General features: G+C 66.1%; 15 protein-coding genes and 2 pseudogenes. 1 reads left to right on the top strand and 16 read right to left on the bottom strand.

What is annotated here, in order from left to right; genetic code table 11:
- Positions 1 to 363, top strand: a pseudogene (locus QSJ97_RS23485) (hypothetical protein); the annotation flags it as partial.
- Between the two features lie 223 nt (positions 364 to 586).
- Here QSJ97_RS23485 and QSJ97_RS23480 read toward each other — a convergent pair.
- The 16 genes and pseudogenes from QSJ97_RS23480 to tnpC form a co-directional block, all read right to left on the bottom strand.
- Positions 587 to 1,480, bottom strand: a complete 894-nt coding sequence (locus QSJ97_RS23480; protein ID WP_285674867.1) for a nickel/cobalt transporter — start codon at positions 1,478 to 1,480, stop codon at positions 587 to 589.
- Positions 1,471 to 2,139, bottom strand: a complete 669-nt coding sequence (locus QSJ97_RS23475; protein ID WP_285674865.1) for a DUF1007 family protein — start codon at positions 2,137 to 2,139, stop codon at positions 1,471 to 1,473. The genes QSJ97_RS23480 and QSJ97_RS23475 overlap by 10 nt, the downstream gene beginning before the upstream one ends.
- Positions 2,136 to 2,579, bottom strand: a complete 444-nt coding sequence (locus QSJ97_RS23470) for a CobW C-terminal domain-containing protein (protein WP_285674864.1) — start codon at positions 2,577 to 2,579, stop codon at positions 2,136 to 2,138. The genes QSJ97_RS23475 and QSJ97_RS23470 overlap by 4 nt, the downstream gene beginning before the upstream one ends.
- Positions 2,500 to 3,219 carry a CobW family GTP-binding protein gene (locus tag QSJ97_RS23465; RefSeq protein ID WP_285674863.1) on the bottom strand — a complete coding sequence of 240 codons (720 nt, stop codon included), beginning with the start codon at positions 3,217 to 3,219 and terminating at the stop codon, positions 2,500 to 2,502. The genes QSJ97_RS23470 and QSJ97_RS23465 overlap by 80 nt, the downstream gene beginning before the upstream one ends.
- A complete protein-coding gene (locus QSJ97_RS23460; RefSeq protein ID WP_285674862.1) occupies positions 3,216 to 3,563 on the bottom strand; it encodes a DUF6525 family protein in 348 nt (115 codons plus the stop codon). Before QSJ97_RS23460 ends, QSJ97_RS23465 begins: the two co-directional genes overlap by 4 nt.
- Positions 3,560 to 4,723 (bottom strand): S-(hydroxymethyl)glutathione dehydrogenase/class III alcohol dehydrogenase, encoded by a 1,164-nt coding sequence (locus tag QSJ97_RS23455; protein ID WP_285674860.1) that lies wholly within the window; start codon positions 4,721 to 4,723, stop codon positions 3,560 to 3,562. Before QSJ97_RS23455 ends, QSJ97_RS23460 begins: the two co-directional genes overlap by 4 nt.
- A gap of 24 nt (positions 4,724 to 4,747) precedes the next feature.
- Positions 4,748 to 5,401 carry a DUF1826 domain-containing protein gene (locus tag QSJ97_RS23450; protein ID WP_285674859.1) on the bottom strand — a complete coding sequence of 218 codons (654 nt, stop codon included), beginning with the start codon at positions 5,399 to 5,401 and terminating at the stop codon, positions 4,748 to 4,750.
- Positions 5,398 to 6,624: a GTP-binding protein gene (locus QSJ97_RS23445; RefSeq protein ID WP_285674858.1), complete on the bottom strand. Its 1,227-nt coding sequence runs from the start codon at positions 6,622 to 6,624 to the stop codon at positions 5,398 to 5,400. Before QSJ97_RS23445 ends, QSJ97_RS23450 begins: the two co-directional genes overlap by 4 nt.
- 18 nt (positions 6,625 to 6,642) lie before the next feature.
- Entirely contained in the window at positions 6,643 to 7,677 is a 1,035-nt protein-coding gene (locus QSJ97_RS23440; RefSeq protein WP_285674857.1) for a metal ABC transporter substrate-binding protein, read from the bottom strand.
- A gap of 10 nt (positions 7,678 to 7,687) precedes the next feature.
- The gene (locus QSJ97_RS23435) at positions 7,688 to 8,557 is read right to left on the bottom strand and encodes a metal ABC transporter permease (protein WP_285674856.1); all 870 of its coding nucleotides are present in this window, start codon (positions 8,555 to 8,557) and stop codon (positions 7,688 to 7,690) included.
- A complete protein-coding gene (locus QSJ97_RS23430) occupies positions 8,554 to 9,297 on the bottom strand; it encodes a metal ABC transporter ATP-binding protein (protein ID WP_285674855.1) in 744 nt (247 codons plus the stop codon). The genes QSJ97_RS23435 and QSJ97_RS23430 overlap by 4 nt, the downstream gene beginning before the upstream one ends.
- Before the next feature lie 127 nt (positions 9,298 to 9,424).
- The gene (locus tag QSJ97_RS23425; RefSeq protein ID WP_285674854.1) at positions 9,425 to 9,823 is read right to left on the bottom strand and encodes a Fur family transcriptional regulator; all 399 of its coding nucleotides are present in this window, start codon (positions 9,821 to 9,823) and stop codon (positions 9,425 to 9,427) included.
- Between the two features lie 571 nt (positions 9,824 to 10,394).
- Positions 10,395 to 11,126, bottom strand: a complete 732-nt coding sequence (istB, locus tag QSJ97_RS23420) for an IS21-like element helper ATPase IstB (protein WP_285674853.1) — start codon at positions 11,124 to 11,126, stop codon at positions 10,395 to 10,397.
- Positions 11,123 to 11,388, bottom strand: a pseudogene (locus QSJ97_RS23415) (IS21 family transposase); the annotation flags it as partial. The gene istB and the pseudogene QSJ97_RS23415, both read right to left, overlap by 4 nt.
- Before the next feature lie 265 nt (positions 11,389 to 11,653).
- A complete protein-coding gene (locus QSJ97_RS23410) occupies positions 11,654 to 12,343 on the bottom strand; it encodes a hypothetical protein (RefSeq protein ID WP_285674852.1) in 690 nt (229 codons plus the stop codon).
- Positions 12,344 to 12,432: 89 nt separating this feature from the next.
- Positions 12,433 to 13,377, bottom strand: a 945-nt coding sequence (gene tnpC, locus QSJ97_RS23405; RefSeq protein WP_285674851.1) for an IS66 family transposase, incomplete at its 5' end; no start/stop codon positions are given.

Here is a 13,377-nt window from a genome sequence, read left to right as displayed (position 1 = left end):
GCCGCGCTGGAGGCGGCGCTTGCCGCGGCCCCGGCCACGGAGCCCCCGGCGCTCCATCCGGGCATTGCCGAACTCTACCGCCGCAAGGTCGCGGGCCTCGCCGAGGCGCTGAACGGGACGGAGACCCGCGCCGAGGCGGCGGCGGCGCTGCGCGACCTGATCGAGGGGATCGTGCTGGTGCCGGCGGGCGATGCGCTTGAGATCGAGCTGGTCGGGGCGCTGGCGGGTATCCTGGCGCTCACGAACGACGCGCGCCCCCGGCCGGGCGGCGCGGGGGCGCGACAGATATCGCTGGTTGCGGGGGCAGGATTTGGCCTTTGCCGAACAGATTCCGTTAACGCTTTCGTGGCCAGACGACTTTAGGTGTGAGATCCGTATAGGGTGGGGTGCGGTCGTTCGCCGCAAGTGCGACGCGAATGCGCCGGCTGGCGAAAGCGGACTTTCACGCGGCCGAAAACCGGCAGGATGTGCTGCGAGGCAGCAATCATGATTGAGAACCCTAGTAGTCTCTTGGCGTAGAGCTCGATGGCGGCTTCTTCAGCGGGAGCAACCGCACTCGGAGAGCTGTCAAAGCGACTGATCGCGATCAGGAGATCACGTTCCCGAGCAAGGCCAAGCTCATCGAGACAATCAGAACGCCGGCAAGGATTTGAAGCACAGGGAACACGAGCGCGTTGTCGCCGGATTCTCGAACCGAAGCCAGCGCGATGCCGCGGGCCGCGATGCTCGACACGGCGACGAGACTGGTCAATGCAGCGGTGCCGAGCCCCATCACCACTACCGCAAACGCGCCGGCAACGGCGATCTCCATCTGCCACGCGATGATCAAGAGGAAGATGGCGCCGGTACATGGCCGCATGGCGATGCTGACGATGAGGGCAATTGCATCGCGCGTCGACCTCACCGCTGCGACCTGATCGGGCGACGGACCATGTGCATGGCAACCGCACGCGCTGTGATGATGGAGTGCCCGATTGCGGCGCTGCGATCTTTGATGCGCTGCGAGCCTACGTGCACCCCGCCAGATGAGCACTGCTCCAATTGCGGCGATCGCGAGATAGCTCGCCGGCGCCAAGTAGTTCTCGGCGAGGGTCGTCATCCGTGGCACCGCGGCCTCGAGCAGAAGGAAGCCGCCATAGACAAGAAGGATGGCCCAGAGCGCTTGCGCGAGGCTCGACGCCACCGCAAGGCCGACGAGGCGCGCGGGTGCAATGGACGAGCCGAGCCCGACGCCCCCGATCAGAAACTTCCCATGCCCTGGACCCGCGGCATGGACGAAGCCATAGGCGCCCGCTGCCGCGATGAGCCCGATCGTGGCGCCGGGCGCGCCAGAGCGCAGGGCCTGCACGGCCGATGCCATCTCGTTCTGCAAAGTACGTTGCCACCCGGAAGCCCACCGCGCGATGCCCGCGGCATCCTCGAGCAGAATGGCAGTCAGAACGAGACCCGCGAGGATCGCGATGGAGGCGATCACCCGCATTGCAGCACGACCCTGTCGGCGAAGAGCGCCCCGACATTCGCGATCTCGGGTGTCTCTTCACGGTCGAGATCGAACAGAGTGGACTGCAATACCACGAGCCCAGTGTCCGGATTGAACCGTTTAACCTCCGCCATGCAATGATCGCTGCTCCCACGGATGCGAGGCGGGTTGGTAACGGTGAACGCATAGAAATAGGTGGCTTCGTAGAACCCGACCTCCACACGCCGAGCCTTGATCTCGCGCGGGTTCGCGAGCCGGCGCAGAAATGTCAATCGGAGGCGGCCGTCGATTAGGTCCACGGCGAAGCCTGTTGGCCGGTCCAGCGAGATCGGCTGCCCATCGATTGAGAGATGCGCGGAACCTGCGAAGTCCTCCGGCCAATCGCCAAGCTCTTGGATGAGATCGCGCTGTGCGGCGTCTGCGAGAGCGCCCACGGTAGTCGGGGCGTGGCCTGCGGCGGCCAACATGTAGAGCGTCTCGAATGCGTCGAAGATCCAGGTCACCTCAAGCGCCGTCAGCTGCGAGCCATCGCCGATCACGAAATCCACCCCGCCATCCACGAAGATGTGGGGATGGGCCACTGCCCGCGGCGGCGCCGCGGCGAGGCAGGCCGCGAGAGCTGCAGCCGCGAGGCGGATCCGATGGGCGGCGCCTGTCATGCGATCGCTTCCCTCCCTGCGCTCCCGGGGATGAAAGCGATGAGGTCCGGCAGGAAAGTCTGGACCATGGTAGCGGCAGCGGCGCGCCCCGGACCGGCGACGATCAGGATAAGCCGGCTTTGGTTGATGCCCTCGGGCCAGCCGTCGAGCAGGCGCGGAGGGCTCGCAACATGGCCGACCACATGGAGCACGCGCGGCGAGGACGGGTGCCCCTGGATCTCGACAAGCCCTTTCATCCGCAAGAGGTCACGACCGAACGATGCCTGGAGCGCACCGATGGCATTCTCCAGGGCCCATGGGTCGAAGGGCTGTTGCGCCGAGAAGCAGAAGGCAGAGGCCGTGTCGCCGTGCCGGTTCACATCATGCGAGTGGGTGTGGCCGTGTGAAAGGCTCTTGTGCGGGAGGTGCGCCGCCGTCGAAGCGCAGCCATTCGCGCACATCCGGCGGCTTGGCGAGTGGGTCCGCGGCGGCACGTGAAAAGACCATCTCGGCCGTTGCCTCCCGTACCGGGACAACGGCGGCGTTCGGGTTGGCGTGCCGGAGCTGGCGGATGAGGGCATCGAGATCACGCTGCGAAGCGGGGTCGCGCGCCAGATCGCCTTTGGTGACGAGCACCAGATCGGCGACCGCGACCTGTCGCTGCGCCTCTGGAAAGCGCCCAATCGCATCCGCACCGTTCACTGCATCAACCAGCGTCACCACACCGTTCAGCGCGAAGTGGCTCAGCATGAAGTCGTTTGTCATGAAGGCCTGCAGCAGCGGGAGCGGATCGGCGATCCCCGTGGTCTCGATCACCACACGGTCGAAGGCCGGGCCGGTGCTGCTCTCGGCCGCCTCAAGCAATCGTAGCAGCGTCAGCCGGACATCGCCCGATACCGTGCAGCAGAGGCACCCGACCGACATTGCGAAGGCCCGCTCATCCGCCTGAGCGATGAGCAGACTGTCGATCCCGACCTCGCCGAACTCGTTGACGATCACGGCCGTGTCGCGAAATTCCGACCCCGAGATCAGGCGGTTCAGGAGCGTCGTCTTTCCGGCCCCGAGAAAGCCCGTGAGGATGGTGATGGGTATCCGCTTCATCGGTCGAGATCGGCCATGGCATACGGGTGATCGGTGCCCCAGACATGCGCTGCATCCCGGGCGATCAGCCGCAGCTGCAATCGATCCAGCTCGGCGAGGGCGAGGTTCCGATCACCTGTCCTTGCGAGCGTGCGGCTGAAGCTGCGGCTGACGGAGCGTGGTCGCCAGGGCAAGACCGCCGAGGCGAGCCACGCGCGCAGATCCGCAGGCAAGCGATCGTATTCGCGCATCGGATCCTCGTTGCGGCGGCGGCGCTTCAGACTCGTCGCTCCGCGGTTCTTGCCCTGTGCGCGGGCAGGCTGGGCTGCCTGCGCGCGCGCCTTGGCGATGCGATGCTCCCTCACTCCGGCACCAATTCTCCGGGCAGCGTGTTCATCGTCATGGTCTCGCTCGGCTGGAAGTGGATCACCGAGCGGATCGACTTGCCCGCCTTGAGGAGATCGAAAGCGGTGTTGATCTGGCCATGGGTCATGTGGTGCGTGATGTAGGGATCCACGCTGAACTCGCCGCGCATCCATTCGTCGACCATGCCCGGAAGCTCGCTCCGGCCCCGCACACCGCCGAAGGCGGTTCCGCGCCAGACGCGGCCGGTGACGAGCTGGAAGGGCCGTGTTGCGATCTCCTGGCCCGCGCCGGCGACGCCGATCACGGTGCATTCGCCCCAGCCCTTGTGACAGGCTTCCAAGGCAGCGCGCATCAGGCCCACATTCCCGACCGCCTCGAAGGTGTAGTCCAATCCGCCGCCGGTCATCTCGACGAGCACATCCTGGATCGGCGCGTCATAGTCCTTCGGATTGATGCACTCGGTCGCGCCTAGAGATCTGGCCAGCAGGAACTTGGACGGGTTGATGTCGATCCCGATGATCCGCGACGCTCCGTTCAGCACCGCGCCCTGGATCACCGCCATGCCGACCGCGCCGAGCCCGAAGACCGCAACCGTCGCGCCCGCCTCGACCTTGGCGGTGTTGCGCACCGCGCCGATACCGGTCGGCACAGCGCAGCCCATGACGGAGGCTTTGGAAAGGGGCACTTCCTTGATAATCTTGGCGACCGAGATTTCCGGAAGCACCGTGTACTCGCTGAAGGTGCTGGTGCCCATGTAGTGCAGGATCTGCTTGCCCTTGTAGGAGAAGCGCGAGGTCCCGTCGGGCATCACACCGGCGCCTTGGGTCTTTCGGATGGTCTGGCAGAGATTGGTCTTGCCCGATTTGATATAGGGGCAGTCCGGGTCCTCGGGGACATAGAGCGGGATCACGTGGTCACCGGGGACGACCGAGGTCACGCCCTTGCCTACTTCTTCGACCACACCGCAACCCTCATGGCCGAGGATGCAGGGGAAGAGGCCCTCGGGGTCCTCGCCCGACAGGGTAAAGACGTCGGTGTGGCAGAGGCTGGTCGTCACGATACGAACGAGAACTTCGCCGTCCTTCGGCCCTTCGAGATCGATCTCCTCTATCTCCAATGGCTGGTTCGGCTCCCAGGCAATGGCGGCACGGGTCTTCATGATTGGTTCTCTCTACTGGCGTTTTCAGTGCATGTGCTCAAAATCCGGCTCCTCTGCCGTATCGGCGATCGGATCGAGGACCAGGACCAGACGAGTCTCGCCCGTTCCCTCGATGGGCGGTGAGCGGTGCAGGAGGCCCGAGCGCGGGCGCTCTGGCCAGAGCGTACCGCGCAGAAGCATCGGTGCGCCCGTTGGAACGGTGAAGACCCGCCGCGGATCGGCGCCGTCCGGTGAGATGCCATATTGCGTGCCCGGCCCGCGATAGGTGCATACGAGGCGCGACGAGACCGCATCGATGTGGAACTTTCGACAGGCATTGCCCGTCACGACATCGAAGCGGAGCCTCATATACGGCGCCTTCGTCACCCCGGCGAAGAGATTGGCCAAAGCCGCGACGTCGTCGATCAGCATGGCTCGTTCGGGCCCCACCGGGGTCCCGGCCGACTCGCACGTCTCGGCGACGGCATCGCGCACGGCGTCGGGGCGCAGGATCATTCGCGCATGTGGCAGCACTGCAGGATCGAGGCGATCCACCCAAGCCTGAAAGCTCGGCATCGGTTGGCGGCGCCAAATGACAGCGGCACAGCCTGGATGGTGGATGGCGGACAGGCCCTCGGGCGTCTCCGCCACACCGACGCCTACCGCGGCATCGGTCACGGTCTCGCGAACCAAGCTCATGCTGGCTCACCGGAAGGCTCTGCCCGCCGCCAAAGCGGGAATGGATCCGGCAGTTCCGGCAAGTCCTCGAGCCGGTCAGCGACAACTTCCGGTAGCAGCGCCGCGTCGAGCCGTGATTTCAAGCTTGGCCAGTCGATGCCCACGCCGATGAACACGATCTCTTGGCGCCGGTCTCCCCATGGCTCCTGCCAGTGCTGCTGCATGTAGGCGCGTGCGCCCTCATGATCCGGCCAGTGCTGTTTCGGCACCGCGGCCCACCAAGTGCCGAGCGGCTTGATCGAGGAGAGCGCGCCGGCGAGCGAGAACTCGGCCACCCAGTCAGGCCGCGTGGCGAGCCAGAAATGCCCCTTGGCCCGGATGACGCCAGGCATCTCGCCGTTAAGCACAGCCATGATCTCTTCCGGCAGGAAGGGCTGGCGCGCCCGATAGACGAAGCTTGCGACGCCGTATTCCTCGGTCTCCGGCACATGGTCGGCAAAGCCATAGAGCTCTTTGGCCCACATCGGGTGCTCATGCGCACGCTCGAAATCGAACAGGCCGGTATCGAGGATCGTCCGCGAAGGGACTTCGGAGTGATTGGTCTCGATGATCCGGGCATCGGCATTGAGGCTGCGGATGATCTTGCGCGCCGCATCGGTGCGCTCGGGGCCGGCATCGGCCACCTTGTTGAGCACCACCACATCGGCGAACTCGATCTGGTCGGTCAAGAGATGCACCAGCGTGCGCTCATCCTCCTCGCCCAGGGTCTCACCGCGCTCGCGCAGGGAGTCGTGGCTGGAGTAGTCGCGGAGCAGGTTCACCGCGTCCACCACCGTGACCATGGTGTCGAGACGGGCGACATCCGCGAGGCTCGCCCCCTCGGCATCTCGGAACTCGAAGGTCGCGGCGACGGGCAAGGGCTCGGAGATGCCGGTGGACTCGATCAGCAGGTAGTCGAACCGTCTTTCCGCCGCGAGCCGGCGCACCTCGGCCAAGAGATCGTCGCGCAGCGTGCAGCAGATGCAGCCGTTCGACATCTCCACGAGCGTCTCGTCGGTGCGGCTAAGCTCGGTGTCCGCGCGCACGAGATCGGCGTCGATGTTCAACTCGGACATATCGTTGACGATCACCGCGACGCGACGCCCCTCGCGGTTGTTGAGCACGCGGTTCAGGAGCGTCGTCTTGCCGGCGCCGAGGAAGCCGGAGAGCACGGTGACGGGAAGGCGGGTGTCGGGAGCGTTCACTATGTCAGCCTCCTTCGCCTACGAACTCAACGCCTGCGCGAGCGTCGCGGCGTTGTGGCGCATCATGTCGAGATAGGTGGGTGAAGGACCGTCCGGGCCGGAGAGCGCGCCCGGATAGAGCGTGCCGCCGATACTCGCGCCGGTCTCGCGCGCGATCTGCTCGAGGAGGCGCCGGTCGGTGATGTTCTCGACGAAGACGGCTGAGATCTTCTCCTTCCGGATCCGCTCGATCAGGCGCGCGACATCCTTGGCAGAGGCTTCGGACTCAGTGCTCAGACCCTGCGGCGCGAGGAAGGTGAGACCATAGTCGTGACCGAAATACTGGAAGGCGTCATGCGAGGTGACGATCGTGCGCCGATCCGCGGGCAAAGCCGCGAGGGTCGTGCGGATCTCGGCATCAAGCGCCTCGATCTCCGCCACATAGGCAGCCCGGTTCTGCTCATACGCGGCGGCGTTCTGGGGATCGGCCTCGGCCAGCGCCTTGGCGATGTTGGCCGCGTAGATCGCCGCATTTCTGAGGCTCTGCCAGGCATGGGGATCGAAGACGCCGTGGTCGTGATGATCGCGGCCGTCTGCTTCCGCGCGCTCCTCGCCGTGATCCTCACCACGATCATCGCCGTGGCCGTGTTCACTTTCGGCGTGAACGTCGTTCTCGCCACGTTCGTCATGCTCGTGCTCGTCGTGCCCGCCCGCATCGAAAGGGATCGGCTCTATGCCGTCGGTGGCCACGACGCGGGTTCCCTGGAAACCAGAGGCGTCGACCAGCCGGTCGAGCCAACCCTCGAACTCGAGCCCGTTGACGAAGAGGATCTTCGCATCGGCCACTGCCTGGGCATCCGCCGGCGTGGGCTGAAAGACATGCGTGTCGCCGTTCGGCCCGACCAGCGTGGTTAGGGCCACGTGCTCGCCTCCGATCCGAGCAACCATGTCGCCGAGGATCGAGAAGGTGGCGACCACGGGGATCGGATCGTTCGCCCGCGCCGATGCGGGCATCGCCAGGGTCACGCCGAGGGCGGCGACACCGGACTTGAGGAGGGTTCGGCGGGTCTGCATGTGGATCCTTTCAAAGCTGAGTTCGCGGGCGTGATGGGATTTGCCTGGCGAGGCCGCCAACCGGCCCGATGACGAGCGAGAGGGCATAGGCAACACCGGCAGCGAGGATGATCGCCGGCCCCGAAGGCAGACTGTGGTGATAGGAGAAGAGCAGCCCCGCGACGCTTGCGCTGACGGCGATATGGGCCGCTACCACGATCATGCCGCCCACGCTCACAGACCAGAAGCGCGCGGCGGCAGCGGGCAAGATCATGATGCCGACAATCATAAGCGTGCCGAACGCATGAAAGCCGCCCACGAGATTGAGGACCGCAAGCGCAAGAAAGGTGAAATGCGTGACCGCACTCAGCCCGCTCACCGTGCGCAGGAACTGCGGATCGGCGCATTCGAGCACCAGCGGACGGAAGAGCAAGGCCACCGCAATGACCGTGATGCTCGCTACGACGCAGAGAAGGATCAGTGCCGCGTCATCGAGCGCCAACACCGTCCCGAACAGCACATGCATCAGATCGACATTGCTGCCGCGTATGGAGACGATCAGCACACCCGCCGCGAGCGAGATCAGATAGAAGGCGGCGAGCGAGGCGTCCTCGCGCAGCGGCGTGACCCGAGAGACGAAGCCGGAGAACAGCGCCACGGCCATCCCAGCGATCAACCCTCCAACCGTCATCGCGGTGAGCGACAGGCCGGCGATCAGATAGCCCACAGCCGCTCCCGGCAGAATGGCATGGGCCATCGCATCACCCGTCAGGCTCATCCGGCGCAGCAACAGGAACACGCCGATGGGCGTCGCGCCGAGTGAGACGGCGATGCACCCGACGAGCGCGCGGCGCATGAAGCCGTAGGCCGCGAAGGGCTCGACGAGGGTCTCCCAGATCATGCCGCGCCCCGGATGCAGGTGTGCGGCGTCTCGGCACAGGCCTCGCACATCTGGCGCGCGCGAAACTGGTTCTCAGCCGTCAGCACCTCGGGCGTGGGCCCATGGGCGACCAGATCGCGAGCGAGCATCAGTGTGTCGGGAAAATGGGCGCGAACCGTATCGTGGTCGTGCAGCACGGCCAGCACGGTCCGCCGCTCGACGTGCCATCGGTCGATGATCTTCAGGAGATAGACGAGCGTACCGCTGTCAACCGCAGCGAAGGGTTCATCCAGCAGGACCACCTTGGCATCCTGCACGAGCAGCCGGGCGAAAAGCGTGCGCTGCATCTGCCCGCCGGAGAGCGTCGCGATCGGCCGCGCCTCGAGCCCTGTCAGCCCGACCGCCGCGATGGTTTCGGCCACGCGTGCCCGCCGAGCGCCGTCGACGCGCCCGAACGGGCCGATCTCGCGCCAGAGCCCCATGGCGACCAAGTCGACGACCGAGATCGGAAAGGAGCGGTCGATTTCGGAATGTTGCGGCAGATAGCCGATGCCACTTCGGTCCGCCGACCCGAAACACACCCGGCCCCCGAGGGGCTTGAGAATGCCGGTCACCCCCTTCAGCAGCGTCGATTTGCCGGCCCCGTTCGGCCCGACGATGGCGGTCAGGCTCCCCTCTGCGATCTCGGCCCGAAGATCCCGCACCGCCGGAGTCCGGTCGTAGCCTAGGGTTAGACCCTGAAACGAGAATGCGGGGCTCATGATGCCCCCGGGGCTGCGGTCGCCCAGAGAAAGCCTGCCCAAATCGCTGCAACGACAAGTGTGGCAAGCAGGAGGCGCGACCTCGCTCCGAGCATGAGCAGCCCTAGATGCTGTCCCGAACGCGTCCTCATGGATGCACCTCGCGGCTGCATGACGCGCACCTACCGTGGATTTCGACCACATGGCGCCGGACTGCGAAGCCGGACTGGCCGGCAACCCTGGATAGCTCGGCCAGAAGATCGGGCGCGACACTCTCTTCCACCGCGCCGCAATCATCGCAGATCGAAAGAATGGAAACGTGATCTTCTTCCTCCTGCCGGCAGGCGACGAAGGCGTTCAGGGATTCGACGCGGTGGACCTGCCCTCGCTCGGCGAGTGCCGCGAGAGCCCGATAGATCGTTGTCGGCGCGAGGGCGGGACGGGTGCGGCGAAACTTCCGGAGCAGCTCGTAGGCTGAAACGGCCCTGCGATGGTTCCTCAGCACGGCGAGCACTGCAGTTTGCATCATCTTGCCCTTCTCGCGCATCGGCCTGCCGTTCCATCTGGTCGCACACAAAGTATGTTATGTTATAACGTTACACAAGAGCCTGATCGTATGTGCGCGACTCCATGCGATCAAGATCTGGACCGAGAGCGACGAGCGGCCCGGCGTGGCCGGAATGGCGCGCCTAGCGCCGCCCACGCGGCGCGGACCATCGGCATCAGATCTCGACCGCTTCCGAGATCGCCAGCCCGACGTTTGCTGGCACATGATGCCGCGACCTGAGTGCGGCGCGCCGAAGCGCCGCTCGGCGCCCAATCTGCAGCCTGTGGCGGCCGGTCCGGATGTCAGCCCCTGGTCTGCCCGCGTGCAATCGCGTGATCCGCATCATACGGACAGGGCCCGACCACCGTCGCCGTTTTCCTTGCGCCGATCAGAAACACGTTGGGAACGGTCCCCATGCAAGTTCTTGCCTGTCAAACGGCATTGAAACGGCCCCCCTATCGGCGTCGAAAGAGGCCCCCCCTTCGGAGCGAGTTTGCACGCAGCCCTGATCGCTCCGGAGCCGTAGGCGGAGGGGCGATCAGGGCTGCGAGGGGGGGTCGGGAGATGCGGGTCAGGCGCGGTTCTTGAAGCGCCAGCTCCTATTGCCGGTCTCGACGATCTCGCAGTGATGGGTGAGGCGGTCGAGGAGCGCCGTGGTCATCTTCGCGTCGCCGAAGACGCTCGGCCATTCCCCGAAGGCAAGGTTGGTGGTGACGATCACGGAGGTCTGCTCGTAGAGCCGGCTGATCAGGTGGAAGAGCAACTGGCCGCCGGTCTGGACGAACGGCAGGTAGCCGAGTTCGTCGAGCACGAGGAAGTCGAGACGGCCGAGAAGATCGGCGGTGCGGCCCTGCTTGCCGCCGCGGGCCTCCGCGTCGAGCCTGTTCACGAGGTCGACGACGTTGAAGAAGCGACCCCTCGCGCCGTTCCGGATGCCGGCGCGGACGATCCCTACGGCGAGGTGCGTCTTGCCCGTGCCCGTCCCGCCGACGAGCACGAGGTTGCGCTGCTGCTCGAGGAAAGCGCCGGCGGCCAGGTCGCGCACCAGCGTCTCGTTGACGGGCGTGTCCTCAAGGGTGAATTCGTCGATCTCCTTGGCAAACGGCATCCGCGCGATGGCCATCTGGTACTTGATCGAACGTGCCTGCTTCTCGCTCAGCTCGGCGGTCAGCAGGTCGCCGACAACGCGCTGTGGCTCGTGCTGGCGCTTCACGGCGGTGGCGACGATCTCGTCGTAGCCCGCGCTCATGCCGAAGAGCTTCAGGGCCTTCATGGTCGTCAGGATCTCGGTGCGCTCCATCATCGGGCTGCCCTCCTCGGAGTGTCGTACCGGGCGCAGTCGGCAACCGGCTCATGACGAGGCGCAGGGCCTCGGGTGTCGCGACCGGCGCCAGGGGTTCGGGCTCACGCCGGCGGGCCAGGATGTTCAGGATCACGGCCGCCGAATGGACGCCGTCGGCGAGCGCCTCGGCGCACGCGGCCTCGACGGCTGGCAGGCCATCTGAAAGCGCAGCGCTGAGGATCTCGACCATCTCTGCCGATCGCCGTCCTGACCTGCTTCCCGTTTCCTGGACCGCGCCGAGCTGGAATTCTCAAGTTTGGGATCGGGCCTGGAGACGGAGAGACGTGATGAAGAAATCAAGGTTCAGCGAGGCGCAGAGCGAGCGCGCGGTGGTAGGTCTCGGTGGCGGCGATTCCTTAGCGGATCTACACGCACCCATGCACATCTGACCCCTACGTCGCCCCCGGCCTTGAAAAAGTAGGGGCCGCGGAAAAGAATGGGCGGCCCCCCACGGCGCCGCCCCTCCGCGCGTTCGCCCGGATCGCCGCTCAGGTGCGGCGCCGCCCGGTCCAGGCAAGCCCGGCGAGGCCGCTCAGCAGCAGGATCGCCGGCGCCGGCACCGGCACCGCCGCATCCGCGCTGGTCCCCTCGACGCGCAGCGACATCGCGCCGCGGGGTGTCGAGATCGTGCCGGCATAGCCCGGCGTCCAGGTCGCGCCGTCGTCGGGGCTGTCGAACGAGGTTCCCGTGCCGGTCGGCGACACGGACCAGAACATCGCGAACATGTCGGCCAGATTGACATCGAAGGTCGCGAAGTAGGTGCCCGCGTCCAGCATCACGGAGCCGATCTCGAGCGCCATCTCCTCGTCGGTGTTGCCGGCGATCGTCACGGCCTCGATGTCCGCGGCCTCAAGCACGATGGTCCCGGACGCCAGAATGGCGCCGGGCGTGCCCCCCGAGCTGGCGCGGATCTCCCAGTCGACATTGTCCGTGCCGAAGCTCAGCGATCCCGAGCCCGATCTGTCGTAAGGCACGATCAGGCGCTCCACGAACGACTTCCCGGAGAGCGCGAAGCTCTGGGCGCCGGTGACGTCGGGCGCACTGAGGCCTTCGGCACATTCGAACGCACAGTTCTGGCTGCTCGAGTTCAGTGCCGAGTTCTCGAACAGCGTCGCGGCGGTGGCCTCGCCCGACAGCGCGAGGAGCGCCGCGACAGCACATAGTCTCATCGAATCCATCAGTTACCCCCCAACCGGCATTTCCCATATCGCTCCCCTCCGGGTGACCGTCCGGTCTGGGCGCTCTGGAGCGGTGAAGCCGGTCCCTGTTACGCTGTCGCGGCAGCGTAGCGCCAAGGAAGCAACTCGTCGAGGCGGGTGATCTTGTGATCGGCGATACGGTCGAGGATCTTGGTGAGCCAGGCTTGGGGATCTACGTCGTTCAGCTTTGCGGTCTCGATCAGCGTGTAAGCGATTGCCGCTGACCTGCCGCCGCATTCGGAGCCGACGAAGAGGAAGTTCTTCCGGCCGATCGCCACCGGCTTCATTGCGCGCTCGGCAGAATTGTTATCGGCCTCAAGGACACCGTGCTCGAGATAGGGCCGGAGCCGCTTCATGCGGGTGAGGGCGTAGCGTATCGCCCTGGCGGGTTCGGACTTGCCCGAGATCCGGGGCAGCTGCGCGTGGAGCCATGCCTCGAGGTCGTCGAACATCGGCGCGGCGTCGGCCTGGCGCAATCGCACGCGCTCGTCGGGCGGTCGGCCGCGGGCCTGCTTCTCGACGCCGTAGAGCTCGGCGATGCGCCGGATCGCCTCCTCCGCGATTGGCGAGCGATCCGCCTGGAAGATGTCCGTGAACCTGCGCCGACTATGCGCGAGGCAGGCAAACTCGGAGATCCCGCCCGAGCGGCAAAGCTCGTTGAAGCCGGCATGGCCGTCGGCATGCATCCAGCCCTTGAAGTCCTTCAAGTGATCTGCGGGATGCGCGCCCTTCCGGTCCATCGTGAAGCGATACCAGGCTGCCGGCGGTGCCGGGCCGAGCCAGGGGCGCTCGTCGCGCAGATAGGTCCAGATCCGCGCGGTCCTGGTGCGCCCGTTGCCCGGCGCCTGCATCTTGATCGGCGTATCATCGGCAAGGATCGCCGGCCCACCCAGCACATGCCGCCCGATGGCCTCGGCCAGCGGTTCGAGCAGCGCCGCCGAGCGGCCCACCCAATCGGCCAGGGTGGACCGGTCGAGATCGATGCCCTCGCGGCCGAAGATCTGGCTCTGCCT

Source organism: Paralimibaculum aggregatum (assembly GCF_030270585.1).
In the GTDB taxonomy this organism is placed as follows: Bacteria; Pseudomonadota; Alphaproteobacteria; order Rhodobacterales; family Rhodobacteraceae; genus Thermohalobaculum; species Thermohalobaculum aggregatum.
This window is presented reverse-complemented; position numbering and strand designations above follow the sequence as displayed.

What these genes read in the sequence shown, in the direction of transcription:
- QSJ97_RS23480 (WP_285674867.1), bottom strand. Translation starts at nt 1,480, where the DNA reads ATGCGGGTGATCGCCTCCATCGCGATCCTCGCGGGTCTCGTTCTGACT.
- QSJ97_RS23475 (WP_285674865.1), bottom strand. Translation starts at nt 2,139, where the DNA reads ATGACAGGCGCCGCCCATCGGATCCGCCTCGCGGCTGCAGCTCTCGCG.
- QSJ97_RS23470 (WP_285674864.1), bottom strand. Translation starts at nt 2,579, where the DNA reads ATGTGCGCGAATGGCTGCGCTTCGACGGCGGCGCACCTCCCGCACAAG.
- QSJ97_RS23465 (WP_285674863.1), bottom strand. Translation starts at nt 3,219, where the DNA reads ATGAAGCGGATACCCATCACCATCCTCACGGGCTTTCTCGGGGCCGGA.
- QSJ97_RS23455 (WP_285674860.1), bottom strand. Translation starts at nt 4,723, where the DNA reads ATGAAGACCCGTGCCGCCATTGCCTGGGAGCCGAACCAGCCATTGGAG.
- QSJ97_RS23450 (WP_285674859.1), bottom strand. Translation starts at nt 5,401, where the DNA reads ATGAGCTTGGTTCGCGAGACCGTGACCGATGCCGCGGTAGGCGTCGGT.
- QSJ97_RS23440 (WP_285674857.1), bottom strand. Translation starts at nt 7,677, where the DNA reads ATGCAGACCCGCCGAACCCTCCTCAAGTCCGGTGTCGCCGCCCTCGGC.
- QSJ97_RS23435 (WP_285674856.1), bottom strand. Translation starts at nt 8,557, where the DNA reads ATGATCTGGGAGACCCTCGTCGAGCCCTTCGCGGCCTACGGCTTCATG.
- QSJ97_RS23430 (WP_285674855.1), bottom strand. Translation starts at nt 9,297, where the DNA reads ATGAGCCCCGCATTCTCGTTTCAGGGTCTAACCCTAGGCTACGACCGG.
- QSJ97_RS23425 (WP_285674854.1), bottom strand. Translation starts at nt 9,823, where the DNA reads ATGCGCGAGAAGGGCAAGATGATGCAAACTGCAGTGCTCGCCGTGCTG.
- istB (WP_285674853.1), bottom strand. Translation starts at nt 11,126, where the DNA reads ATGATGGAGCGCACCGAGATCCTGACGACCATGAAGGCCCTGAAGCTC.
- QSJ97_RS23410 (WP_285674852.1), bottom strand. Translation starts at nt 12,343, where the DNA reads ATGGATTCGATGAGACTATGTGCTGTCGCGGCGCTCCTCGCGCTGTCG.